Annotated in this window: 23 protein-coding genes and 1 riboswitch; of the genes, 6 read left to right on the forward strand and 17 right to left on the reverse strand. The window is 71.7% G+C overall.

All coding sequences use genetic code 11. From position 1 onward, the window contains the following. The 4 genes from LCD35_RS21095 to LCD35_RS21110 all read right to left on the reverse strand — a co-directional run. Positions 1-1,212 (reverse strand): dihydroxyacetone kinase subunit DhaK (locus LCD35_RS21095; protein ID WP_225044720.1); only part of this gene is annotated, 1,212 nt, incomplete at its 3' end. Positions 1,213-1,364: 152 nt separating this feature from the next. Beyond that, a complete protein-coding gene (locus tag LCD35_RS21100; RefSeq protein WP_224960341.1) occupies positions 1,365-2,702 on the reverse strand; it encodes a GntP family permease in 1,338 nt (445 codons plus the stop codon). A gap of 100 nt (positions 2,703-2,802) precedes the next feature. Beyond that, positions 2,803-3,567, reverse strand: a complete 765-nt coding sequence (locus LCD35_RS21105) for an SDR family NAD(P)-dependent oxidoreductase (protein ID WP_224960342.1) — start codon at positions 3,565-3,567, stop codon at positions 2,803-2,805. A 177-nt stretch (positions 3,568-3,744) separates the two neighbouring features. Beyond that, positions 3,745-4,551 (reverse strand): sugar phosphate isomerase/epimerase, encoded by an 807-nt coding sequence (locus tag LCD35_RS21110; RefSeq protein WP_224960344.1) that lies wholly within the window; start codon positions 4,549-4,551, stop codon positions 3,745-3,747. A 135-nt stretch (positions 4,552-4,686) separates the two neighbouring features. On the opposite strand from LCD35_RS21110, the gene LCD35_RS21115 reads away from it, so the two are divergent. Both LCD35_RS21115 and LCD35_RS21120 read left to right on the forward strand, forming a co-directional pair. Continuing rightward, a complete protein-coding gene (locus LCD35_RS21115; RefSeq protein WP_224960346.1) occupies positions 4,687-5,355 on the forward strand; it encodes a GntR family transcriptional regulator in 669 nt (222 codons plus the stop codon). 60 nt (positions 5,356-5,415) lie between these two features. Beyond that, positions 5,416-6,423 (forward strand): methyltransferase, encoded by a 1,008-nt coding sequence (locus tag LCD35_RS21120; RefSeq protein ID WP_224960348.1) that lies wholly within the window; start codon positions 5,416-5,418, stop codon positions 6,421-6,423. Here the strand turns inward: LCD35_RS21120 and LCD35_RS21125 are convergent. Together LCD35_RS21125 and LCD35_RS21130 are read right to left on the reverse strand one after the other, a co-directional pair. After that, positions 6,398-7,030, reverse strand: a complete 633-nt coding sequence (locus tag LCD35_RS21125; RefSeq protein ID WP_224960350.1) for an MOSC domain-containing protein — start codon at positions 7,028-7,030, stop codon at positions 6,398-6,400. The genes LCD35_RS21120 and LCD35_RS21125 overlap by 26 nt on opposite strands. Before the next feature lie 91 nt (positions 7,031-7,121). After that, the gene (locus LCD35_RS21130; protein WP_224960351.1) at positions 7,122-8,174 is read right to left on the reverse strand and encodes a nitronate monooxygenase; all 1,053 of its coding nucleotides are present in this window, start codon (positions 8,172-8,174) and stop codon (positions 7,122-7,124) included. Between the two features lie 289 nt (positions 8,175-8,463). On the opposite strand from LCD35_RS21130, the gene LCD35_RS21135 reads away from it, so the two are divergent. Further along, positions 8,464-8,682: a hypothetical protein gene (locus tag LCD35_RS21135; protein ID WP_224960352.1), complete on the forward strand. Its 219-nt coding sequence runs from the start codon at positions 8,464-8,466 to the stop codon at positions 8,680-8,682. A gap of 63 nt (positions 8,683-8,745) precedes the next feature. Here LCD35_RS21135 and LCD35_RS21140 read toward each other — a convergent pair whose 3' ends face one another. Together LCD35_RS21140 and aceA are read right to left on the reverse strand one after the other, a co-directional pair. Then, a complete protein-coding gene (locus tag LCD35_RS21140) occupies positions 8,746-9,309 on the reverse strand; it encodes a Uma2 family endonuclease (protein WP_224967928.1) in 564 nt (187 codons plus the stop codon). A 336-nt stretch (positions 9,310-9,645) separates the two neighbouring features. Then, positions 9,646-10,968 carry an isocitrate lyase gene (gene aceA / locus LCD35_RS21145; protein ID WP_224960354.1) on the reverse strand — a complete coding sequence of 441 codons (1,323 nt, stop codon included), beginning with the start codon at positions 10,966-10,968 and terminating at the stop codon, positions 9,646-9,648. A 120-nt stretch (positions 10,969-11,088) separates the two neighbouring features. Here aceA and LCD35_RS21150 point away from each other — a divergent pair, with 120 nt between their 5' ends. After that, positions 11,089-12,549 carry an XRE family transcriptional regulator gene (locus LCD35_RS21150; RefSeq protein ID WP_224960355.1) on the forward strand — a complete coding sequence of 487 codons (1,461 nt, stop codon included), beginning with the start codon at positions 11,089-11,091 and terminating at the stop codon, positions 12,547-12,549. Between the two features lie 33 nt (positions 12,550-12,582). On the opposite strand, the gene LCD35_RS21155 is transcribed toward LCD35_RS21150, so the two are convergent. From LCD35_RS21155 to LCD35_RS21190, 8 genes are all read right to left on the reverse strand, one after another. Then, positions 12,583-13,455 carry a hypothetical protein gene (locus tag LCD35_RS21155; protein WP_224967926.1) on the reverse strand — a complete coding sequence of 291 codons (873 nt, stop codon included), beginning with the start codon at positions 13,453-13,455 and terminating at the stop codon, positions 12,583-12,585. Between the two features lie 12 nt (positions 13,456-13,467). Further along, positions 13,468-13,647: a MerR family transcriptional regulator gene (locus LCD35_RS21160; RefSeq protein ID WP_224967924.1), complete on the reverse strand. Its 180-nt coding sequence runs from the start codon at positions 13,645-13,647 to the stop codon at positions 13,468-13,470. Between the two features lie 90 nt (positions 13,648-13,737). Further along, on the reverse strand, positions 13,738-14,655 hold the full coding sequence (locus LCD35_RS21165; RefSeq protein WP_225044717.1) for a LysR family transcriptional regulator: 918 nt from the start codon (positions 14,653-14,655) through the stop codon (positions 13,738-13,740). 78 nt (positions 14,656-14,733) lie between these two features. Further along, positions 14,734-17,094, reverse strand: coding sequence for an arylsulfatase (locus LCD35_RS21170; RefSeq protein ID WP_225044718.1), 2,361 nt, complete (start codon positions 17,092-17,094; stop codon positions 14,734-14,736). Positions 17,095-17,406: 312 nt separating this feature from the next. Beyond that, complete coding sequence (gene lepA, locus LCD35_RS21175; protein ID WP_224960359.1) at positions 17,407-19,263, reverse strand: translation elongation factor 4; 1,857 nt, start codon at positions 19,261-19,263, stop codon at positions 17,407-17,409. A gap of 99 nt (positions 19,264-19,362) precedes the next feature. Beyond that, positions 19,363-19,743, reverse strand: a complete 381-nt coding sequence (locus tag LCD35_RS21180) for a VOC family protein (RefSeq protein ID WP_224960360.1) — start codon at positions 19,741-19,743, stop codon at positions 19,363-19,365. A 94-nt stretch (positions 19,744-19,837) separates the two neighbouring features. Next, positions 19,838-20,041 (reverse strand): cold-shock protein, encoded by a 204-nt coding sequence (locus LCD35_RS21185; protein ID WP_224960361.1) that lies wholly within the window; start codon positions 20,039-20,041, stop codon positions 19,838-19,840. Positions 20,042-20,299: 258 nt separating this feature from the next. Further along, complete coding sequence (locus tag LCD35_RS21190; RefSeq protein ID WP_224960362.1) at positions 20,300-21,106, reverse strand: TSUP family transporter; 807 nt, start codon at positions 21,104-21,106, stop codon at positions 20,300-20,302. Between the two features lie 228 nt (positions 21,107-21,334). On the opposite strand from LCD35_RS21190, the gene rpsT reads away from it, so the two are divergent. Continuing rightward, complete coding sequence (rpsT, locus tag LCD35_RS21195; RefSeq protein WP_224960363.1) at positions 21,335-21,595, forward strand: 30S ribosomal protein S20; 261 nt, start codon at positions 21,335-21,337, stop codon at positions 21,593-21,595. A gap of 195 nt (positions 21,596-21,790) precedes the next feature. On the opposite strand, the gene holA is transcribed toward rpsT, so the two are convergent. Continuing rightward, a complete protein-coding gene (gene holA / locus LCD35_RS21200; protein ID WP_225044719.1) occupies positions 21,791-22,774 on the reverse strand; it encodes a DNA polymerase III subunit delta in 984 nt (327 codons plus the stop codon). 106 nt (positions 22,775-22,880) lie between these two features. Continuing rightward, positions 22,881-23,008, forward strand: a riboswitch (SAM riboswitch). A gap of 12 nt (positions 23,009-23,020) precedes the next feature. Here holA and thrC point away from each other — a divergent pair. Then, positions 23,021-24,289, forward strand: coding sequence for a threonine synthase (gene thrC, locus LCD35_RS21205; protein ID WP_224978268.1), 1,269 nt, complete (start codon positions 23,021-23,023; stop codon positions 24,287-24,289). Positions 24,290-24,454 lie beyond the last annotated feature (165 nt).

The following is a 24,454-nucleotide window of genomic DNA, read 5'->3' on the forward strand; positions in this document are numbered from 1 at the left end:
CGCCAACGTCGACCGCACCCCCGCACCGGCCACCACCGCCAGCGCCGCCGCCTCGTGCGCGGCCGCGGTCCCGCGCACCATGCCGCGACCGTGCCCGCCGTCCGCGACCACCGCGTCGACCCGGCCCAGCTCCGCGGCGTGCTCCTCGACGGCCCGGCGCTCCGCGCCGAACACCGCCACCAGGGCCGCCGCGGTCTCCCGCGAATGCGCGCCGGTGCCGGGGTACTCGGCCCCGCGGACGAGCCGTTCGAGCACCGCCGAGGGGGCCGGAGGGGCCGGGACCCGGCGGCGGACGCGCTTGCCGTACGCGGGCGTGTCGGCGGAGGCGCGCCAGAACCGCTCCAGCTCCGCGTCCAGCCAGCTCAGCGTGAGCGAGACGCCCGCCATGTCCAGGCTCGTCACCAGTTCCCCGTCCACCGGTTCCATCCCGGCGCCGCGCAGCCGCCGCGCCACGTCGTTCCACAGCACGAACAGCTCCTCACGACCGGTGCTGCCCAGCCCGTTGAGCAGGACGCCGACCCGGGAACCGGCATCGGCCGGGGCCTCGGCCAGCAGACCGTCCACCAGGAGTTCCGCGAGCCGGTCGGCCGACGGGAGGTCCAACTCGGAGGAACCGGGCTCGCCGTGGATGCCCAGCCCCAGGCCCATCTTCCCGGCCGGCACCTCGAACAGCGGCTCGCGCCCGCCGGGCAAGGTGCAGCCCTCGAAGGCGACGCCCAAGCTGCGGGTGCGGTCGTCGGCCAGCCGCGCGGCCCGCTCCACCTCGTCGAGCGCCAGCCCCTCCTCCGCGGCCGCGCCCGCCACCTTGAACACCGCGAACGCACCCGCGATCCCCCGCCGCGCCGACCTCAGCCCGGCGGGTGCCGAGGCCACGTCGTCGGTGACCACCGCGGTGCGGCAGTCGATGCCGTCCAGCCGCAACCGCTCCTGCGCGGCACCGAACCCGGCACCGTCTCCCGCGTAGTTGCCGAGGACGAACAGCACCCCGGCACCGCAGTGCACCGCGCGGGCGACCGACAGCACCGCCCGCGGCGACGGCGGGGCGAACACGCCGCCCACCACGGCACCATCGGCGAAACCCGGCCCGACCAAGCCGAAGAACGCCGGGTAGTGCCCGGCTCCGCCGCCGACGACCACCGCCACCTTGCCCTCGTCCGCGGGCACCGCCCGCACCACGCCGCCCTCGACCCGGCGCACCTGGTCCACGTGCAGATCGCAGAACCCGGCGAGCGCGTCCTCGGCGAACGAGGCCGGTCGTCGAACAAGCGCGTCATCGTTCCCTCACTGGATCACCGGCGGGCGCTCCCGCGCCGGCTACCAGGGTGCGGTGCGCGGACACCGCCGCGCCGGATGACCTTCCCGCCTCACAGCACCAGGTCCGCGGCCAGCACCAGCAGCAGCGCCACCACCGACATGATCGACTGCGCGACCGTGTACACCTGGAACGCGCCGCGGGTGGACAGGCCCAGCATGGTGCGGAACATCCAGAAGGTGTTGTCGCTGACGTGCCCGCCGAAGCTCGCCCCCGCCGCCGCGGCCAGCGCCACCAGCACCGCGGGGGTGTCCAGACCGCCCACCACCGGCGCCAGCAGGGTCGCCGCCGTGATCGCCGCGACCGAACCCGAACCCTGCGCCAGCCGCAGCAGCGCCGCCACCAGCCATGCCAGCAGCAGCGGCGAAGCGCTGCCCGCGTGGAACATCCCGGAGACCACGTCCCCCACGCCGGTCCTGCTGATCACCTCGCCGAGCGACCCCGCCACGCCGGTGAACAGCAGGATCGTGCCGCTCGTGGACGCACCCCTCGTCAGTGCCCGCTCCACGGCATCGCGGGACAGCGTCCATGCGGTCAGCGCGCACCCGATCAGCAGACCGATCAGCAGCGCCACCACCGGATCCGCCAGGAACGAGATCCAGCCGATCGCCGCGCCCGCCGTCTCCGTCACCGTGCCCAGCACGATCAGCGCCAGCGGCACCAGCACCGGCAGCACCAGCACGACCAGCGGCAGGGTGCGGCGCGGCGATTCCTCCGGGGCCACGTCCATGCCCTGGAAGCCGTCCCCGGCCGACGCCTCGTCCTTGGCCGGGTCCCAGGTGCGGCGCATCAACCTGCCGTGCAGGAACACCGAGATGATGATCGCGAGCACCCCGATCCCGATGCCGCACACCAACATCGCGCCCAACCCGACGCCGAGCGAGCCGCTGACCGCCAGCGCCGCCGCTCCCGGCAGCACCATCAGCAGGCCCACCTCCAGGCCGATCGCCAGCGAACCGCCGACGGCGGCCACGCTCGCCCCGGTGCGCGCCGCCACCGAGCGGGCGATCGGCGCCAGCATCACCAGCGCCACGTCGAAGTAGATCGCCGGGAACACGACACCGGAGGACAGGCCCAGCGCGTACGGCGACCGGGACTTCCCGAACGCCTTCAGGAACAGCTCGACGATGCGCTGCAACGTCCCCGTCGCCGACAGCAGCGATCCGAGCAGCACGCCGAACCCGATGATCAGGCCGACCTCCGCCATCAGACCGCCGAAGCCGTCCGTGACGGCCTTCGCCGTGCCCTCGAACCCGAGGCCGGTGGCCAGCCCCAGGTACAGCGAGCCGAGCACCAGCACGATGACCGGGTTGAGCCGCGCCCCGACGATCAGGGCGACGATGCCGACGACCGCGATCGTCGTGTGCAGCAGCAGGAGGGAGGGGGCCATGTTCGCTCCGTGATCCTCGTCGTTGAGGCGGTGCCGCGGGCGGGACGTGAGCTTCCACGAGCACGTCCCCGCACGTCGCGGCGGGTCGGTCCGGGACGCGTCAGTTGATGTGCGAGCCACCGTTGATGTCGAAGGTGGCGCCGGTGATGTAGCCGACGTCCTCCCCGGCCAGGAACGCGATCGTCGCGGCGACGTCGCCGGTCCGGCCGTTGCGGCCCACCGGCACGTCGGCGATCAGCTCCTCCTTGCGCTCCCCGGTGAGCAGGCCCCCGGTGATGTCGGTGTCGATCAGCCCGGGCGTGACGGCGTTGACGACCACCCCGTTCGGCCCGACCTCCCTGGCCAGCGCCCTGGTGAGCCCGAGCACGGCGGCCTTCGCCGCGGAGTAGTGCGAGCCGCCGAACACGCCGCCGCCGCGCTGCGCGCTGACCGAGGACACGTTGACGATGCGGCCGTAGCCCCGCTCGACCAGGCCGGGCAGCACCCGCTGGGTCACCAGGTACGTGCCGGTGACGTTGACCTTGAACACCAGGTCCCACTCGGCGGGCGCGATGTCCAGGAAGCGGGTCGGCCGGGTGATGCCCGCGTTGTTGACCAGCGCGGCGATCGGGGGCAGCTCCGAGTTCTCGACGGCGGTGACCGCGGCGTCCACCGAGTCCTGGTCGGTGACGTCGGCCCGCACGCCCAGGGCGCGCACGCCGTGCTCGGCCGCGACCAGCGAGGCCGTGGCCTCGGCGGCGGCACCGTCGAGGTCCAGCACGGCGATGTCGAAACCGGCGGCGGCGAGCCTGCGGGCGGTCTCCCGGCCGATGCCGCGCTCCGAGCCGGCTCCGGTGATCAGGGCGGTGCGGGCGGTGTCGGACATGCGGGTCCTCCTGAGTTCGGTCCGGTGCGGCGCCGGGGCCGGTGCCGCGAGTCGTGGGTGCCGCGCGTGCGGCGGGGTGTCGCAGGTGGAGATGGGTTGCCGCGCGTTGCGGCGGATCGGGACGGGGTGCCACGAGTCGTTGCCGGGCGCCCGCCGCGTGGTGGCTCGGTGCCGCGGTCAGAGCAGCGCGGTGATCGCGTCTTTCGCGGCGGCGGCCGCGGCGGGGCGTTCCTGCTCGCGCACGTCGTGCGTTTCGAGTTCCAGCACGTACCGGCCGCCGTAGCCGGCCTTCCGCAGCGCCCGGACCACCCCGGCGAAGTCGGCGCGGCCGCGGCCGATGCTGAGGTTGATGTCACCGGGCTCGGCGTCGCGCAGGTGCACGTGCTCGATGCGCTCGGCGAAGTCCGCGGCGAACGCGACCTCGTCGAAACCGCCCGCCACCACGTGGCTGACGTCGAACACGAACCCGGCCGACTCGGCGGGAACTCGCTCCAGCAGCGCGGCCGCGCGGTCCGTGGTGTGGCAGAAGCGGAAGTGGTGCAGCCCTTCGACCAGCAGCCGCACCCCGTGCTCCGCCGCGAGGTCGCCGAGCGAGCGCAGGCCGCGTGCGATCCGGTCGAGGTCGGTCCGCTCCTCCGCGAACGGCTCCCGCTGCTGCGCGCCGCAGGGCACGATGACCGCCGCGTCCAGCTCGGCTGCGAGCTCCACGAGCCCCCGCCCGGCGGTGAGCAGGTCCCGCTCGTCGAGCCGCGGATCGTTGAGCGGGCCGGGGTCGACGTTGATCGCCCAGGTGCGCAGCCCGGAACCCCGCACGAGCTCCACGAGGTCGTCCACGGGCCCGGTCAGCGGGGTGGGGATGTGGTCGCACACGCCGGGCAGGCCGCCGAGGTCGATGCCGTCGAAGCCGAGTTCGCGGATGGTCGCGAGCGCCTCGGCCACCGGCAGCCGCCGGAACGAGATCGTCGAACAGCCCAGCTCCGGCATCTGCCTCACTCCTTCGTGCGTCAGGTAGCGCACAGTTAACGACGCGTCGAGTCGACTGTCAACAGTCGACCGTTATTCGCCGACCCGGCCGTGGACTACGATGTGCGGGTCAGCGAGCAGAGAGGCGATCCACTGGTGTCCCTGGATGTTCCGGCGCTCGGCGGCGTCGACCGGCAGACCCTGCGCGAGCAGTCGCTGCGCAAGCTGCGCGAGGCGATCAGCAGCGGGCAACTCGAACCCGGCAGGCGGCTGATCGAGACCGAGCTCAGCGAAGCGCTCTCCGTTTCCCGCGGGACCCTGCGCGAAGCCCTCCGCCACCTCGTGCAGGAAGGGCTCGTCGTCGCCGACGAACGCGGCAAGCTGCTGGTGCGAGCGCTCAGCGGCGCCGAGGTCCGGGACATCTTCGCGGTGCGCGCCGCCCTCGAATCGCTGGCCGTGGAGACGCTGTGCGGCGCCGACGACCGCGCCGCGATCGTCGGCGAACTGCGCGCGGCCGTCGACCGGCTGCGCGACCTCGGCCAGGACATGGCCGCGCTGGTCGAGGCGGACCTCGCCTTCCACCAGCGGATGTGCGAGCTCACCGGCAACGCCGCGCTCGTGCAGTCCTGGCAGCACATCTCCGGGCTGACCCGCGCCACCATCGTGCGCTCCGGCCCGGAGCTGGCGGTGCGGAACATGGCCTGGCAGCGGCACTCGCCGATCGTCGACGCCATCGAAGCGGGCGACTCCACCCGGGCCCGCGAAGTCGTGCGCGAACACATGCAGGAGACCGCCGAGCGGATCGTGGCGGTGCTGCGGGGCTGAGGGGCGCGTTCCCCGCGCACCGCCCCTGCCGGTGACCGCCGCTGCGCCTATCCTCCCCGCATGGCTCCAGAGCCGGTGGACGTCTGGGCGATGGCCGACCTGGTCACGCCCTTCGCCGTGCGCACCGCCGCCACGCTGCGCCTGGCCGACATCGTCCAGGACGGCGAGCTCCCGCTCGACGAGATCGCGAAGCGATCCGGAGCCGAGGCCGACCCGCTCGGCAGGGTGCTGCGGTACCTGGTGCGGCGCGGGTTGTTCACCGAACCGGAACCGGAGGTCTTCGGCCCCAACGAGGCCTCCCGCGCCCTCCAGGCCGACGCCCCGGGCGGCAGCCGCGAATGGCTCGACCTGGACGGCGCCGTCGGCCGCGCCGACCTGGCCTTCGTGGAACTCGTCGAGCAGGTCCGCGGCCACCACGCCGCGTATCCCGCCGCGTTCGGCCGCTCCTTCCGGGAGGACCTCGCGCACGACCCGCAGCTGTCGGACTCCTTCGACGACCTGATGGAGACCAAGTCCGACGAGCTGGCCCCGGCCATCGCCGCGGCGGTCCCCTGGGAGCGGTTCGGGCGGGTGACCGACGTGGGCGGTGGCAAGGGCGTGCTGCTCGCCGAACTCCTGGAACGGCACCCGGACCTGCTCGGGACGCTGGTGGACCTGGCCGGCCCCGCCGGAACCGCGGAGGGGTACCTGGAGTCGCGTGGGGTGCGCGATCGCGCCGAGGTCGTCGTCGGCGACTTCTTCGACCCGCTACCGCCGGGCGCCGACGCTTACGTGCTGTGCGACGTCCTCGGGGATTGGGAGGACGCGGACGCGGTGCGGCTGCTCGGCCGGTGCGCCGAGGCCGCCGGCGCGGACGGCCGGGAGGGCAGCGTGCTCATCATCGAACTCCTGCCGGACCAGGACGGCGAGTTCACCGAGATGGACCTGCGGCTGATGGTCTACGTCGGTGGCCGGATGCGCGATCTCGACCGCACCGAGCGCATCGTCGGCGCGGCCGGGCTGTTCATCGCCTCCGTCACCAGGCTCGACGACGGTCACGGCGTCATCGAATGCCTTCCGGACCGGTGAGCTCGGCGAGACCGAGCTTGACCCGCAACTTCTCCGGCAGGTCGGCGGCGGCCGCGACCACGTGCTCGCGGCGGTCCCGGTCGCCCAGGTTCAGCGCGAGCACGTCGGCGACGGTCACCGCGTGCTCCGGCCTGCTGAGCACGTCGACCGGATCTCCCGCGGTGATCTCCCCCGGCTGCTCCACCGCCAGGTAGGCGCCGGGGCGACCGACCGCGGCGAACCGCTTCACCAGGCCCTTGACCTCCCAGAACCCCGCGAACACCCGGCACGGGTCGCGCGGTGCGGTCACCCGCAGCACCGCACCGCCGATCCGCCAGCGCTCCCCCACCAGGGCGGTGCTCGCGTCGCAGCCGACCAGGCTCAGGTTCTCCCCCGCGTTGCCGGGCACCAGTTCCCTGCCCAGTTCCGCCGACCAGAACCGCAGGTCCTCGACGTCGAAGGCGTAGGCCGCCTGGTACCAGGCGCCGTGGTGCTTGCGGTCCACCACGGCGTCGCCGTGCACACCGCTCCCGGTGAACCGCACCGGCCCCGGCACCGGTCGCTTGTCGATGCCGGTGCTGCCCATCCGGCCCGTCCACTCGCCGGTCCGCAGGACCGCGATGTTCACTGACTGCACATGGCCCACCCGGTCAACCTATGTTCGTCCCCGGCTCCGGCGCACGAGGTTTTCCGCCACACGGCCGAGCGGACCGGGCAGTTCAGCGCAGGCGGGCACCCGCGGCATCGAGCGCGGTCCGAGCCTGCTCGACGAGTTCGCGGACGAGTTCGGCGGCGGGCCGCGGTGTCGCCTGCGCGTAGGTCTGCCCCGCCCACAGCGACATCGCCTCCGGGTCGTCGGCGCGCCCGGCCGCGCCGCGCACCGGCTTGGTCAGGTGGTGCAGCTGCGGGTAGGCGGCCGGGGCGTGCGGCCCGTGCTCCCGCAGGAAGCGGTTGACCAGACCCCGCGCCGGACGCCCGCTGAACGCCCGGGTGATCGCGGTGCTCCTGGTGCCCGCCGCGAGCTCGGCGCGCTGGGTCGGCGCGGTGCCCGCTTCCGCCGACACCAGGAATGCGGTGCCGAGCTGCGCGGCCACCGCGCCGGCCGAGAGCACCGCCGCCAGATCTGCGCCCGTCACGACACCCCCGGCGCCGACCAGCGGCAGGTCGACCACCCCGGAGATCGTGCGCAGCGCGCCCAGCAGCCCGTACGGCTCCCCGCCCGCGGGCGAGTCCGGATCGTCCTCGAACACGCCGCGGTGCCCACCCGCTTCGGAGCCCTGCACGCACAACAGGTCGACCCCGACCTCGGCGGCCAGCCGCGCCTCGTCCGGTGTCGTGACGGTGCAGACCACCTGCGCGCCGGCCTCGTGCAACCGGTCCACTGTGGACCTCTCCGGGCGCCCGAAGGTGAACGACACCACCGGAACCCGTTCGTCGATCACCAGCTCCACCTTGGCCTGGTACAGGTCGTCGTCCCAGTGACCGGACCCGGCCTGCACGCCGTAGCGCTCGGCCTCGGCCGCCACCCGCTCCCGGTACTCCGCCAGGTCCAGGTCCCGCCGCGGGCCGGGCACGAACAGGTTCACGCCGAAGGGTTCCGAGCTGAGCTCGCGCACCCGCCGGATCTGCCCTGCCAGGTCGTCTTCTGCGAGGTAGCCCGCGGCCAGGAAGCCGAATCCGCCCGCGCCGCCGACCGCGGCCACCAGTTCGGGCGTGGAGATCCCGCCCGCCATCGGCGCCGCGATCACCGGTGCGTTCCGCTGCTCGATCATGTCCCGGACCCTAGTGACGGCCCAGATCACGCGCGAGTGGCGCGCTCCGCCGGGTCGGACGGATCACACCCCTCCCACCTGTTCGCATTCCGGCCGTCCGGCCCGGGAATCCGGGTGGTCTCGGATCGAGGCGTTCCCGCGCCACCACCGAAGGTCTGCGACCCGCGCCACGAGTGCGCCGGGCGTGTACCGAACGCGAAAACGAGCTGTGAACGACCTTGCCCGCGGCCACCCCGGCGGCGAATCTCTTGGCACAGCAAGCGATCGAGCACGAGAACGGGTGATCCTCATGAACACGACCGCCGAACAGACCACCGCCGCCGAGCCCCGCTCGCACGTCCGCCGCATCGCGTTCGCCGCGATTGCGGTGCCCGCGCTGATGGTCGGGCTGGCGCTGCCCGCGAACGCCGCGGAGCTCACCCCGATCGCCGAAGCCCTGGACACGACCGTGGCCGCCACGCTGTCCTCGCTGGGCGCAGCGCTGGACGCGCTGGGCCTGGCGGCCTGACCCGGTGCCCGGCCGCCCGGCGCGTGGGCGGCCGGGCCCCGCGAGCCCCCCGGGCGCCGGTCCTCATGGCCGCAACCCCGCCACCAGGTCGGCGGGGGTCAACTTGATCGGGAACGGCTGCTGCACCTCGAACACCTCGTCCTCGCGCGCGCGGGCGATCCGCTGGTACCCGGACCCGCCCACCAGCTCCCACGCGGTGATCGACGGTTCCTCCAGGTCCGGGTCCACCAGCCAGAAGAACCGAGCGCCCAACCGCGCGTAGACCGCCTTCTTCAACGTCGAGTCCTTGATCCTGCTGCTCGCCGAGACCACCTCGACCGCCAGCACCGGGGCGGTGGGCAGGTTCCGCAGCGTCAGGTCGTCGTGGCGGGCCACCAGGACGTCCGGCCGCAGCTCGGTGAACGGGTCCGGGCGCACCGCGAACGGCGCGGGCAGCACCCGGTACTCCGCGGTGCAGGCGATGTGCAGCTGCGAGGCCAGCTCCACCACCGCCGCCTGGTGCGGCCAGCCGGGCAGCGCGCTCACCATCAGCTCGCCGTCGACCAGCTCGTACCTGCGGCCGTCCTCCGGGGAACCGTCCAGGTCGTGCACGCTGAACGGCCGTCCCGCCCCTGTCTCGATCCGCATGATCGCCACCTCTTCCCGCTCGTCGCTGCGCCCCGGCGGCACGAGCGCCACCGGAACCGGTCTGCGATGAAGAGGGGTCAACCCGCCGTTCTGATACAGCGCTCACCGGAAGGTGTGAAAACGCAGTGGGGGGGGGGGGCCGTTCGGGGACTCCCGCCCACTCGCACCATTGCGATCACGCACACCCCGCCACAGGGCCGCTGGTGCGTCTGAGATGAGCGCTCCCGCGACGAGCGCTCAGCCGTGCTGCCGGGTGGGGAACGCGGTTCCGGCCGCCGCGGACCGGAACCGCCGCCCCCCGCCCGTCCGGCGCCTCGGCACCGGATCAGGTCGCGATCAGAACTGCGCGGCCTCGGTCGAGCCGGCCAGCGCGGTGGTCGACGAGTCCGGGCTGACCGCCGTGCTGATCAGGTCGAAGTAGCCGGTGCCCGCCTCGCGCTGGTGGCGGGTGGCCGTGTAGCCCTGCGCCTCCGCGGCGAACTCGCGCTCCTGCAGGTCCACGTAGGACGTCATGCCGTCCGCCGCGTAGCCCTTGGCCAGGTCGAACATGCCGTAGTTCAGGGCGTGGAAACCGGCCAGCGTGATGAACTGGAACTTGTAGCCCATGTGGCCGAGCTCGCGCTGGAACTTGGCGATGGTGCTGTCGTCCAGGTTCTTCCGCCAGTTGAACGACGGCGAGCAGTTGTAGGCCAGCATCTGGTCCGGGTACTTGGCCTTGATCGCCTCGGCGAACTGCTTGGCGACCTCCAGGTCCGGCTTCGAGGTCTCCATCCAGATCAGGTCCGCGTGCGGCGCGTAGGCCAGACCGCGGGTGATGCAGGGCTCGATCCCGTTGGTGACCTTGTAGAAGCCCTCGGAGGTGCGCTCACCGGTCACGAACTTCTGGTCGCGCTCGTCGATGTCGCTGGTCAGCAGCGTCGCGGCCTGCGCGTCGGTGCGGGCGACGACCAGCGAGGGCACGCCCGCGACGTCGGCGGCGAGCCGCGCGGCGTTCAGCGTCTTGACGTGCTGGCTGGTGGGGATGAGGACCTTGCCGCCCAGGTGGCCGCACTTCTTCTCGGAAGCCAGCTGGTCCTCCCAGTGCACGCCCGCGGCGCCCGCCTGGATCATGCCCTTCATCAGCTCGTAGGCGTTGAGCACGCCGCCGAAGCCCGCCTCGGCGTCCGCGACGATCGGGGCCAGCCAGTGCGTCGGCTCCGACTCGGTCTCCGCCGTCTCCGGGTCCAGCGCCTCGGACCAGCTGATCTGGTCGGCGCGCTTGAGGGCGTTGTTGATCCGGCGGACCACCTGCGGGACCGAGTTCGCCGGGTAGAGGCTCTGGTCCGGGTAGGTCTCGCCCGCCAGGTTGGCGTCCGCGGCGACCTGCCAGCCGGACAGGTAGATGGCCTTCAGACCGGCGCGGACCTGCTGGACCGCCTGGTTGCCGGTGAGGGCCCCCAGCGAGTTGATGTAGTCCGTCTCGTGCAGCAGGTTCCACAGCCGCTCGGCGCCGAGCCGGGCCAGGGTGTGCTCCTCCTGCACCGAGCCGCGCAGCCGGACGACGTCGGCGGCGGTGTGGGTGCGCTCGATGCCCTTCCAGCGGGGGTCGGTGTCCCACTCGCGCTGGAGTTCCTCGGCGGCCTTGATCGCCTGCTGGCGGCTTCCGGGCTGGAGGCTCATGGTCTTCCCCTTCCGGGATGTTCGTTGCGGCGTTGCTGGACCCAGTCTTGCCGCAGAACCACCCCGTCCAGCGAAGAAATCCAAGGAAATTTCGGCCCTTTTTCTGCTAGCATCAACGCCATGGCCGAGTTCGCCCCCGAAGAAGACCGCAATTTTTCCACCGACCAAGACCTCCTGGTCTTCGGTCAGAGATTGCGCCACCTGCGCCGCGCCGCCGGGCTCACCCTGGTTGAGCTGGGCGAACGCGTCGGCCGCGCGCCATCTCAGCTGTCCCTGCTGGAGAACGGGCACCGGGAGCCGAAGCTCTCGTTGCTGCGCGCGCTCGCCGACGCCCTGGGCAGCTCGGTGGACGAACTGCTGTCGAAAAAACCGCCGAACCGCCGCGCGGAGCTCGAGATCGCCGTCGAGCAGGCCCAGCTCGACCCGCTCTACCAGCGGCTGGACGTGCCACCGCTGAAGGTGGGCAAGCGGGTGCCGACCGAGGCGCTGGAGCACGTGCTCGCGCTCTACGACGAGCTCAAGCGGCGGGAGACCAAGCAGGTCGCCACGCCGGAGGAAGCGCGCAAGGCGAACGCCGAGCTGCGGCAGATGATGCGCGAGCACGGCAACTACTTCCCGGAGATCGAGAAGGCCGCCTCCGGCATCCTGGAGCGGGTCGGCTACCACGGCGGCGCGCTGTCCGAGGGCGTCATCCAGTCCATCGCCACGCACATGGGCTACGGGCTGCGGTTCGTCACCGACCTGCCGCGATCGGTCCGCTCGATCACCGACATGCGGCACAGCCGGATCTTCCTGCGCCGCGAATCGCTCGGCATGCACAGCCCGCGCACGATCCTGCTGCAGACCCTCGGGCACCTCACCCTCGGACACAGCCAGCCGCGGGACTTCGCGGACTTCCTGCGCCAGCGGGTCGAGGCGAACTACTTCGCCGCCGCCGTGCTGATGCCGGAGCAGGCCGCAGTCGGCTACCTCAAGCAGGCCAAGGCGGACCGCGACCTGGCGGTGGAGGACCTGCGGGACGTGTTCTCGGTGTCCTACGAGATGGCGGCGCACCGGTTCACCAACCTCGCGACCCAGTACCTGGACCTGGTCTGCCACTTCGTCCGCAACGACGAGACCGGGATCATCTACAAGGCCTACGAGAACGACGGACTGGTGTTCCCCACCGATCCGGCCGGCGCCATCGAGGGCCAGCGGATGTGCCGGCACTGGGCCGGGCGGATGGTGTTCGCTTCGCCGGACCGCTACTCGACACACTACCAGTACACCGACAAGCCCGGTGCCACCCACTGGTGCGTGGCGCACGTCGACCCCAACCGGGGGCGCGACTTCGCCATCACCCTCGGGGTGCCCTACACGGAATCCCGCTGGTTCCGGGGTCGCGAGACGACGAACCACTCGAAGTCGCGCTGCCCGAACGGCGAGTGCTGCCAGCGCCCACCGACAGAGCTCTCGAACCGGTGGCAGGGCATGGTGTGGCCATCAGCGCGGGCCCACTCGCACGTGCTCTCCGCACTGCCATCGGGGACCTTCCCCGGGGTGGACGAGGCCGACGTGTACGCCTTCCTCGAATCGCACTGATCCGTCCCGGTTTCCGCCGGTGGCCGGCGGGGATCAGGTCCGGGGCCGCGCCGGGATCGGCATCGCCAGCGTGGTGAGATCGCCGTGATCGGCGGAGCGGACGGTGGCCGGCTGCTCGGCACCGCGGAGGTCGAGCAGCAGGTCGGCGCCGATCGCGGTGCTCACCGCGGGGTAGAGCGTGGTCAGCTGGAACCGGACGTCGAGATCGGGACCCGTGACCTGAGCCGGCACCGGCGACCCAACCCCGGAATCCCCGGTCACGGTGAGGCCGTCCTGCCGGACGGCCAGTGACGGTTCGGCGGCGGAACTCGCCTCCAGCGCGCGGAAGAGATCGACCTTCTCCACCGCGACGCGGGTGGTGACGGCGGGCAACGCCTCGAGCATCGCCCGGTGGTCCGGGAACGGTTCGGCGAGCTGTCGGCAGTGCTGCACCACCGACCCGTCCAGCACCACCCGGACACCGTTGCGCGCCAACGCGATCGACACCCGATGGCTCCGGTGCACGCCGGGCAGGGCGGACCGCAGGTCGTCCGCGTGCACCGTGGCCGACCAACCGCCCGTCCCCCGCTCCACCGGGAGCAGGGTTCGAGTCGCCAACCGGTACCGGTCGGTGGTGGTCACCGTCACCGCCTCCGGGCCGCACTCGAAGAGCACCCCGTTGAGCACGGGGATCTCCGACTCCCGGGTGGTCGCGGACAGCACCTGCTCGACCGCGGCGGCGAACACCGGGCCGCTCACCGCGATCGGCTCCGACGGCGGCTCGTCCGCCCACGACGCGGTGATGGCCGCAGCCTGGTGCTGTTCGGTCGCGGCAGCGCCCACGACCTTCCGCACGTGTTCCTCCACCAGGTGCGCCGCGCGCTCGGCATCCGCGTCGAGCACGTCCCCGACCGCGGCGAGCGGCATGCCGATCTCGCGCTACCGCCGCAGCAGCACGGCCCGCTCCACCTGACGTTGCTCGTAGAACCGATAACCGGAGCCCGCGTCGACCCGCGCCGGAACGAGGAACCCGGAGTCGGCGTAGAAGCGCAACGCGCTGGCCGTCAGGCCGGTGCGCTGGGCGAAGGAACCGATGGACATCACTTCAGAACTGGACACCACGCCATCATCGAGCTTCGACCGACTTGAGGGTCAACGATGCCGAACCGAACGATTCCGGACCACGCCCGTTCGCCCCGCTCCGCCGCGCTACCGGACGCGCTTCTCCCGCGGCCGCGCCGAACTCGTCGCGAGATCGACGAACCGGGACGCGGCGGGCGACAGCGGACCCGGACGCCAGAGCAACCGGCTGCTGCGGACCACCTTCGGCCGCAGCGGGAGCACCGTGGCGCCCTCCTTGGCCGCGCCCACCGCCATCGACTCCGGCAGCAGGGTGACGCCCGCGCCGGCCAGCACGAGCGGGACGACCATCGCGAGGTGCGCGGTCTCCACCGACACTTTCGCGCGGAGCCCGCTGGCGGCGACCACGTCCTCGATGACCGCGCGCGTCGCAGTGCCCTCCGGAGTCGCGACGAAGTCCCGCGCCGCCAGCTCGGACAACCCGATCCGCTTCTGGCCCGGCTCCCCCGGCGGCAGCACCGCGTAGATCTGCCGACCCGGCAGCACGGCCTCGGCCATGCCCTCCGGGTCGGTGCTGGCATCGACCACGCCGAGCTCGCACTGCCCGGCCCGGACGCTGCCGGTCGCGGTCTTGCCCAGCTCCTGGTCGAACACCCGCACGTCGACCTGCGGGAAGTGCCGGAGGAACTCACCGATCAACCGGGCCAGCGGGTCGACCGCGAGCGTCGTCTGCGCGACGATGTCCAGCCGCCCCGACGCCAGCCCGAGCACCTGCCGCACGGAATCCTGCGCCGTGCTCAGGTCCCGCATCACCTGGCGGGCCGGTTCCAGCAACGCCTCCCCCGCCGCGGTGAGCCGGACACCGTGCGGCAGCCGGTGGAACAGCTTGCCGCCGAGCCGGTTCTCCAGCTGCCCGATCGCGGTCGACAACGACGGTTGCGCGACGCGCAGCGACTTCGCCGCACCGGTGAAGCTGCCGTGCTCGGCGATGGCCAGGAAGTACTCCACCTCACGACGCTCCACGACGACCTCCCCTCCTCCGCTCACCGTAACCACCGCGGAGCAGGCGACCAGCGGGAACGCCCCGCCCCCCGGCAGCACCGCCGGGCCGGGCCGGGAACCCGCTCAGTCGTGGGCGGCGCGGAACCGCTCCCGCGCCTCGTCGTCCGCCGCGTCGCTGGCCAGGTCGTCACCGAGGTCGAACCGCACCGATCGCAGGCGCCCGGTGAACGCGTTGTCCACCGGTGCGTAGTCGTCCACCACCGGGGACGCCCGGTCCACCCCGACGTCGAAGGTCTCGTCGAAGGCGAAGTAGTACGGGATCGTCGCGTCCACCCGGCCCTCGGCGACCTCGGTGCCGTCCGCGGACAGCACCGCACGACCACCCTTGCCGACACCGCCGCCGTCGTAGGAGAACTCGAGGCGCACCTCGTGCTCGCCCGGCTCCAGCCCTCGGCCGCTGATCTTGTAGATGTCGGTGCCGAAGTAGTTGTACGCGTAGCTCGGGCGACCCTCGTGGAAGTACAACGACCAACCGCCGAACCGGCCGCCCTGCGCCACGATCACGCCTTCGGCCCCGCCTTCGGGTACCTCCACGCGCGCGGTGATCACGTACGAGCGGTTCTTGATGTTCGGCGCGGTCTCCTCGGTGAGGCGCTTCGCGCCGGCGTGGAAGGTGATCGTGCGGCGGTCGCCGAACAGGTCCAGCCGACCGGCCTCCTTCGGGTTCTCCCGCTCGGTCATCCGGTCGTCCAGCGGGAACACCTGGTGCTTGGCCGCCTCCACCAGGAACAGCTGCTGCAACTCGCGGAGCTTCCCCGGGTGTTCGGCGGCGATGTCGTGCGCCTGGCTCCAATCCACGTTGGTGTCGTAGAGCTCCCAGCGGTCGTCGTCGAAGGACCGGCGGGTGCCGTCCTGCACCATCTCCCACGGGGTGCCGTGCCTGGTCACGGCCATCCAGCCGTCGTGGTAGATGCCGCGGTTGCCGACCATCTCGAAGTACTGCACGCGATGGCGGTCCGGTGCGTCGGCGTCGTTGAAGCTGTAGAGCATGCTGGTGCCTTCGATCGGCTGCTGCGGCACGCCCTGCACCGAAGTCGGGTGCGGGATGCCCGCCGCCTCCAGGATCGTCGGCACCACGTCGATCACGTGGTGCCACTGGTCCCGGATGCCGCCGCGTTCCTCGATCCCGCGCGGCCAGTGCACGATCATGCCGTCCCGGGTGCCACCGAGGTGCGAGGCGACCTGCTTCGTCCACTGGTACGGGGTGTTCATCGCCAGCGCCCAGCCGACCGGGTAGTGCGCGTGGGTCGTGGCGTCGCCGAGCGCGTCGCGGTTCGCGTTGATGAACTCGGCGCTGTCGGGGATCCCGGTGGCGAACCGGTGCTCGTTCAACGTGCCGCCGAGCCCGCCCTCCGCCGAGGCACCGTTGTCCCCGAGGATGTAGATGAAGATCGTGTTGTCGAGTTCGCCCGTCTCCTCCAGCGCGTCGACGAGCCGACCCACCTGGTCGTCGGTGTGCTCCGCGAACCCGGCGTAGAGCTCCATCAACGAGGCCGCCGCGCGCTGCTCCTCCGCGGACAGCTCGTCCCAGTGCGGCACGCCCTCGGCCCACGGGGCGAGTTCGGTGTCCGGCGGAACCACGCCGAGCGCCTTCTGCCGCTCCAGGGTGATCTCGCGCTGCCGGTCCCAGCCGTGGTCGAACTTGCCGCGGTACTTGTCCCGGTACTCCTGCGGCACGTGGTACGGCGCGTGCGTCGCGCCGAACGGCAGGTAGGTGAAGAACGGGGTGTCCGGCTTCAACGTGTGCCGGGTGCGCACCCAGTCGATGGCCTGGTCCACCAGGTCCTCGGACAGGTGGTAGCCGTCCTCGGGCCGACGGTCCGGTTCCACGGGGTTGGTGCCGTCGAACAGCACCGGGTACCAGTGGTTCATCTCGGCGCACAAGAAGCCGTAGAACTTCTCGAAGCCCTCGCCGGTGGGCCAGCGGTCGAACGGGCCGGCCGGGCTCACGTCCCGCGCCGGGGTCTGGTGCCACTTGCCGAACGCGGCCGTGTTGTAGCCGTTGCCGTTGAGCACCTGACCGAGCGTGGCTGCGCTGCGCGGCCGGATACCGCAGTAGCCGGGGGCCGCGCTGGACATCTCGGTGGTGACGCCCATGCCCACCGAGTGGTGGTTGCGGCCGGTCAGCAGCGCCTGGCGCGTCGGCGAGCAGATCGCGGTGACGTGGAACCGGGAGTAGCGCAGGCCGCCGTCGGCGAGCCGCTGCGCGGTGGGCATCTCGCACGGTCCGCCGAACGAACTGGACGCACCGAAACCCATGTCGTCGATGAGCACCAGCACGACGTTCGGCGCGCCCGCGGGGGCGTTCAGCGGCTGAGCGGGGGTGAAGGCCGGGTTCTGGTCGCGCGCGTCGAGCGCGGTGACGGCGGTGGGCGGGGCGTCCGGGATCGGCAGGTGTTCACGCGATACGTCGGATGCTCCCATGTGCGACCTCCTGTGCGGTGCGGCGGACGAGCACGGGAGACGGCGAAACCGCAAGCGGCGCAACGGTTTCCGCGTCCCCGCGGTGCGGCTCGAATGCTAGTCGGCGAACCGCCGCGAGCAAGGGTTCCCACGGGCCGGACGCCGCTGGTCAGCGAGTCCCGGACCACATCCGCACAAGATCACCGCAGGTGGCGGAGGTCCGCGGCGGAGGGCAGACCGATTCGCGATGCGCGCCATAGCCGGCGGCTATGGGTACGGCGAACCGACCCCGCCGTCCGCACCACCGCGGAGCGGAGCTCCACCGCGGACGCGTCACTTCTTGGACTTGGACTTGTCGTCCTTCCCGGCCGACTCGTCGGTGGACAGCGCCGCGACGAAGGCCTCCTGCGGGACCTCGACCCGCCCGATGGTCTTCATCCGCTTCTTGCCCTCCTTCTGCTTCTCCAGCAGCTTGCGCTTCCGGCTGATGTCACCGCCGTAGCACTTGGCGAGCACGTCCTTGCGGATGGCGCGGATCGTCTCGCGGGCGATCACCCGCGAACCGATCGCGGCCTGGATCGGCACCTCGAACTGCTGACGCGGGATGAGCTCGCGCAGCTTCGAGGTCATCTTGGTGCCGTAGGAGTAGGCGGAGTCCTTGTGCACGATGGCGCTGAACGCGTCCACCGGTTCGCCCTGCAGCAGGATGTCCACCTTGACCAGCTGCGAGCTCTGCGTGCCCGCCTCCTCGTAGTCCATCGACGCGTAGCCGCGCGTGCGGGACTTGAGGTGGTCGAAGAAGTCGAAGACGATCTCGGCGAGCGGCAGCGTGTAGCGCAGCTCGACCCGGCTCTCCGAGAGGTAGTCCATGCCTTCGAGGCGGCCGCGCCTGCTCTGGCACAGCTCCATGATGGTGCCGACGAACTCGGACGGGGCGATCACGGTGCACTTCGCGATCGGCTCGTGGATCTCGCCGATCTTGGCTTCCGGCCAGTCGGACGGGTTCGTGACCTCGATGTCCTCGCCCTCTTCGAGCTTCACCTGGTAGACGACGTTGGGCGCCGTCGAGATCAGGTTCAAGCCGAACTCGCGCTCCAGCCGGTCCCGGGTGATCTCCAGGTGCAGCAGGCCGAGGAAACCGCAGCGGAAGCCGAAGCCCAGCGCGCCCGAGGTCTCCGGCTCGTAGGTCAGCGCGGCGTCGTTGAGCTGCAGCTTGTCCAGCGCCTCGCGCAGGATCGGGTAGTCCGAGCCGTCCACCGGGTACAGCCCGGAGTAGACCATCGGCTTCGGTTCGCGGTAGCCACCGAGCGCCTCGGTCGCGCCCTTGCGCTCCGCGGTCACCGTGTCGCCGACCTTGGACTGGCGGACGTCCTTCACCCCGGTGATCAGGTAGCCGACCTCGCCGACGCCGAGCCCGGCGGAGGGCTTCGGGTCCGGCGAGATGATGCCGACTTCGAGCAGCTCGTGCGTCGCGTCGGTCGACATCATCCGGATCCGCTGCCGCGGCGTGATCTTGCCGTCGACGACGCGGATGTAGGTCACCACGCCGCGGTAGGTGTCGTACACCGAGTCGAAGATCATCGCGCGAGGCGGCGAGTCGTGCACGCCCTGCGGGGCGGGGATCTGGCGGACCACCTCGTCGAGGACCTCGCCGACGCCCTCACCGGTCTTCGCCGACACCCGCAGCACGTCGGTGGGCTCGCAGCCGATGATGTGCGCCAGCTCGGCCGCGTACTTGTCCGGCTCCGCCGCGGGCAGGTCGATCTTGTTCAGCACCGGGATGATCTGGAGGTCGTGCTCCATCGCCAGGTACAGGTTCGCCAAGGTCTGCGCCTCGATGCCCTGCGCGGCGTCGACCAGCAGGATCGCGCCTTCGCAGGCGGCCAGCGAGCGGCTGACCTCGTAGGTGAAGTCGACGTGCCCCGGGGTGTCGATCATGTGCAGCACGTGGTCGACGCCGTCCACGGCCCAGGGCAACCGCACGTTCTGCGCCTTGATCGTGATGCCGCGTTCCCGCTCGATGTCCATCCGGTCGAGGTACTGCGCCCGGTACGCCCGCTCGCCCAACACCCCGGTGAGCTGCAACATCCGGTCGGCCAGCGTCGACTTGCCGTGGTCGATGTGCGCGATGATGCAGAAGTTCCGGATGCGCTCCGGGTCCGTGAAGGTGGTGTCGGCGAAGCTGCTCACTCGGTGTTCCTTGGGATCTCGGGGTCCTCGCGGGGCGCGCGTGCAACCCACATCGTCCCACGCGGCGACCGGCCGCCGGTGCCCAACTCCGGGGGTGGCTCAGCGCGGCCGCTGGTCGGCGCGGATCGGATGGTCCGCCGGCACCTCGACGAGCACGATCCGCGTGCCGTCCGGGTCGACGATCCACGCCTCGTCCAGACCCCACGGCTGCCGGGCCGGTTCGGCCTCCACGGTGACTCCCAGCTCGGCGAGCCGGTCGAACTCGGCGCGCAGGTCCCGCACCTGCATCCACAGCACCTGGTCGGGGCTGGGGCCGTGCTCGCCGCGACCGGAGATCTCCAGGAACCCCTGCCCGAGGAAGAACACCGTGCCACCCGGGAACTCGCGGGAGATCGCCAGCCCGAGCACGTCTCGGTAGAAGCGCAGCGAGCCCTCCGGGTCGCGCGGGTGCAAGATCGTGCGGCTGTTGACGACGTCCATGGCTCCCGTTGTACCGCGCCACCCCGCCCAGGGCCGAAAAAACGGCGGGCCCCCCCCTCGAAGGTGGAGGGCCCGCCGAAGCGGATCACCGCACTCAGACCGCGCGAACGCCGCTGGCCTGCGGGCCCTTCTGGCCCTGGGTGATCTCGAAGGTCACGGTCTGGTTTTCCTCGAGGGTGCGGAAGCCGTTGCCCTCGATGGCCGAGTAGTGGACGAAGACGTCCGGGCCGCCACCGTCGGGGGAGATGAAGCCGAAGCCCTTCTCGGAGTTGAACCACTTCACAGTGCCCTGTGCCATCTCTGTCTCCTCACAGCTGATGAGTAACCGGTGCTCGCACCGCGCGAGCACCGGGGCCTAGTCCAGACGGCGAACTCTCCAGCTTGCGCTCAGGACAGAGTCGCGCCCGCAACTTTCGCGAGCGTGTCGAACACGAACACAAAAATCGGCCGACTCATACAACCACACCCCGGGCGGGATCATTCCCGCGACCCGCCGGTGTTCTCGATCTCACATCACGCCTGACGTGGAGTCTTGACTGATCGTCCCGGAACGGGCTCACAGCCCGGATGCGAGCTTCCAGCCGAGGCTGGCCACCAGCGCCACGACGACGGTGAGGAAGACCTTCCGCACGAACACCGACCCGCGGCTGGACGCCAGCGCCGCGCCCAGCACGCTGCCGCTCGCGTTGCTCACCGCCATCACCAGCGCCAACCCCCACAGGATCTTGCCTGCGGCGATGAAGAACAGCAGCGCCCCGAGGTTGGTGGCCACGTTGACGATCTTCGCGGTGGCCGAGGCCCCCACGAACGCGAAGCCGACCAGCCCCACGAGCAGGAAGACCAGGAACGAGCCGGTGCCCGGGCCCGCGATGCCGTCGTAGAAACCGATCACCAGGCCGCCCGCGACCATCACCCAGGTCTGCTGGACCGGCCCGAAGCGCGGCGCCGCGACCGACCCCAGGTCTGGTTTGCGCCACGTGTAGATGCCGACCCCGACCAGGGCCACCAGCACCACCACGGTCAGCACCGTCTGCGGCAGCGACGCGGCGAACACGGCGCCACCCAGGGCGCCGAGGAAGGCGACGGCCGCCATCGGCAACGCGCTGCGCCACGGCACCGGGGTCCGCTTCGCGTAGGTCCACGCGGCCGCCGTGGTGCCCGCGACCGCGGCGAGCTTGTTCGTCCCGAGCGAGTAGATGATGTTGCCGCCTGGCACCAGCAGCAGCATCGCTGGCAGCTGGATCAGGCCGCCGCCTCCGACGATGGCGTCCACCGCGCCGGCCAGGAACGCCGCGCAGCACAGGAAGACGAGGCCGGCCAGCGTCAGGTCGGCGAAGCCGGGCCAGCCCAATGCGGTGAACACGGGGCGCGAGCCTATGCCGCCCACCACCGATCGAGTCCCGGCTTGTGAGCGTCCTCGCACCCGGTGCCGACGCGGGTCGCTGCGAGCGCCGTTGCTAGGATCGTCGACCGTGCCGTGCGGCATTCCGCCAGGGAGGAAAGCTGCGCACGCCGTGGGCCCTCGGCCCCGGTGCGGCAGCGCCGATTCAGCGCGGCACGACTGAATCCGAACGAGGAAAGAGGCGCCCCAGTGGCCAACATCAAGTCTCAGATGAAGCGGATCAAGACCAACGAGCGCAACCGCCTGCGCAACAAGTCGGTGAAGTCCTCGGTCAAGACCGCCATTCGCAAGTTCCGCGAGGCCGTTGCCGCCGGCGACAAGGACAAGGCCCTGGAGCTGCAGCGCGCCGCCTCGCGCACCCTGGACAAGGCCGCCGGCAAGGGTGTCATCCACGCCAACCAGGCCGCGAACAAGAAGTCGGCGCTGGCGCAGGCCGTCAACAAGCTCTGAGCCCGAGCGCGGCCGGACCTTCGTCCGGCACGCGCACCGGCCCGAGACGGGGTCCGTTCCCACGGGAACGGGCCCCGCCTCGCGTTCGGGGCCGAAGCGTCTGGCGGGTTGGCGCTGAGATCGGGCTCTCGGGCGACTCCGGGCGCTCGGCACCGGGCACCGGCGGCGATCGTCGCCCTGGTGGCGTGTGCCGGGTCAGTTCCGGGAGGAGTGCAGCTCGACCAGCCGCAGCACCGTGCGCTCCAGCGCGTGGTCCGCGTCGGCGGCCATGCCCTTGACGTCCGCGTTGAGCACGGCGACCGCGCGCAGCGCCTCGGCCACGGTGGCGCTGCTCCAGCCCCTGGCCTGCGCCTGCGCCTTCTTCACCTTCCACGCGGGCATGCCCAGGTCTCCGGCGAGGCGGAACGGGTCCCCCCGGCCGTAGGCGGCGACCCGGCCGATGGTGCGCACCGAGTCGGCCAGCGCGTCCGCGATCAGCACGTGCGCCACGCCGAGCTGCAACGCCCAGCGCAGCGCCTCCAGCGCGCCGGCCAGATCACCGGTGACGGCCTTCTCGGCCACCACGAAACCGGTCACCTCGGCACGGCCGCGGTGGTAGCGGCGCACCTCCGACTCGTCGATCTTGCCGCCGGTGTCGGCCACCAGCTGCGAGGCCGCGGAGGACAGCTCGCGCAGGTCGAAGCCGACCGTCTCGATCAGCGCGCCGACACCCGCGGCGTCGATGCGGCCACCCGCGCGCCGCACCTCGTCCTTGACGAACGCCTCCCGCTGCGGCCCCTTCGTGATCTTGTTGCACTCGGTGACGCGGGCGTTGAGCTTGCGCAACGCGCTCGGCAGCTCCTTGGCGTTCTTCCCGCGACCACCGCCGCTGTGCACGATCACCAGCACCACGCCGTCCGCGGGTTGCCGCGCGTGCGACAGGATCGCCCCGGCGATCTCCTTGCCCGCGTCCTGGGCCGCTTCGAGCGCCACCACGCGCCCTTCGGCGAACAGCGAGGGGCTCAGCAGCTCGTCGAGCTCCGGCGGGGTGAGTTCACTCACCTTGATCCTGCGCAGCTCCGTTTCCGGGTCGGCGGCGCGGGCAGCGCCGACCGCCTCCCACAGAGCGCGCTCCACCAGCAGTTCCTCGTCTCCGAGGATCAGGTACAGCGGATCGCAGACCACCGACGGCGAACTCATGGGGGCATCGTCCCACGACCCTGCGACACCACCGCCGTTCCCGTGCGCCGACCCCGTGCTGGCCAGGACGCGGCGGCCTCCCGTAACGTTGCAGCCACAACCGAATAGCTCATCCAGAGGGGCAGAGGGAACGGCCCGATGAAGCCCCGGCAACCATCTCGACCTTTCGCGGCATTCGCGAGGTAGTCGAAGAAATTGGTGCCAACTCCGACCCGCCCGCGGGACAGATGAGGAAAGGACCTCGCGATGACCGCTGCCGCCCATGCCCCGAACTCCACCGGCAAGACCTACGACCTCGGTCCGGCCGTCGAGCTGGTGTCGAAGGAAGAGGGCCACCGCCAGCCCCTGGCTCCCGAGTTCGTGTCCCTGGAGGACTTCTCGCCGCTGGAGGTCGCCTACGACTTCGGGCGCGTCCGCCGCGAGGACATCGAGGCAGGCCCCCGCTCCATCTGGCGCTACAAGAAGCTGCTGCCGGTGCCGACGAACGTCGAGGAGCACCCGAACACCGAGCCCGGCTGTACCAGGCTGGTGCGCGCGGACAACCTCGCGAAGGCGCTCGGCGTCAAGCGGATCTGGATCAAGGACGACACCGGCAACCCGACGCACTCGTTCAAGGACCGCGTGGTCGCCGTCGCGCTGGCCGCCGCCCGCGAGTTCGGGTTCAAGGTGCTGGCCTGCCCGTCCACCGGCAACCTCGCCAACGCCGTCGCCGCTGCCGCCGCCCGTGCCGGCTGGGACTCGGTGGTCCTCGTCCCGTCCAACCTGGAGCGGGCCAAGATCCTGATGAGCGCGGTCTACGACGGCTCGCTGCTCGCGGTGGACGGCAACTACGACGACGTGAACCGGCTGGCGACCGAGCTCGCCGCCGAGCACGAGGACTGGGCGTTCGTCAACGTCAACGTGCGGCCGTACTACTCGGAGGGTTCCAAGACCCTCGGGTTCGAGGTCGCCGAGCAGCTCGGCTGGCGGCTGCCGGAGCAGATCGTGGTGCCCATCGCATCCGGCTCGCAGCTGACCAAGGTGGACAAGGGCTTCCGCGAGCTCGGGCAGACCGGCCTGGTCGAGCAGAGCCCGTACCGGATCTTCGGTGCGCAGGCCCACGGCTGCTCGCCGGTCGCCAGCGCGTTCAAGCAGAACCACGACGTGGTGCAGCCGGTGCGGCCGGACACCATCGCGCGTTCGCTGGCCATCGGCGCCCCCGCGGACGGCCCGTACGTGCTGGACGTGGTCCGGCGCACCGGCGGGGCCATCGAGGACGTCACCGACGAAGAGGTCGTCGCGGGCATCCGGCTGCTGGCCCGCACCGAGGGGATCTTCGCCGAGACCGCCGGTGGCGTCACCGTGGCGACCGCGAAGAAGCTCATCGAGGCCGGTCAGATCGACCCGGACCAGGAGACGGTGCTGCTCATCACCGGCGACGGCCTCAAGACGCTGGACGCCGTGCAGGACCAGGTCGGTCCGAAGGCGACGGTCGCCCCGAACACCGATGCCGTGAACGAGGCCCTCGGCCTGTGATCGGTGGGGCGGGGGGGGGGGGGGGGGGGGGGGGGGGGGGGGGGGCCCCCCCCCCCCCCCCCCCGGGGGGGGGGGGGGGGCCGGGGGGGGCCGGGGGGGGGGGGGGGCGCCGGCCCCCGAGGGCGGCGATGACCGCCTCGGACAGCGGCCCGCGCGGGCTCGGCA

Origin of the sequence: Saccharopolyspora sp. 6V (assembly GCF_020176785.1) — a bacterium.
GTDB classification, from domain to species: Bacteria; Actinomycetota; Actinomycetes; order Mycobacteriales; family Pseudonocardiaceae; genus Saccharopolyspora_C; species Saccharopolyspora_C gregorii.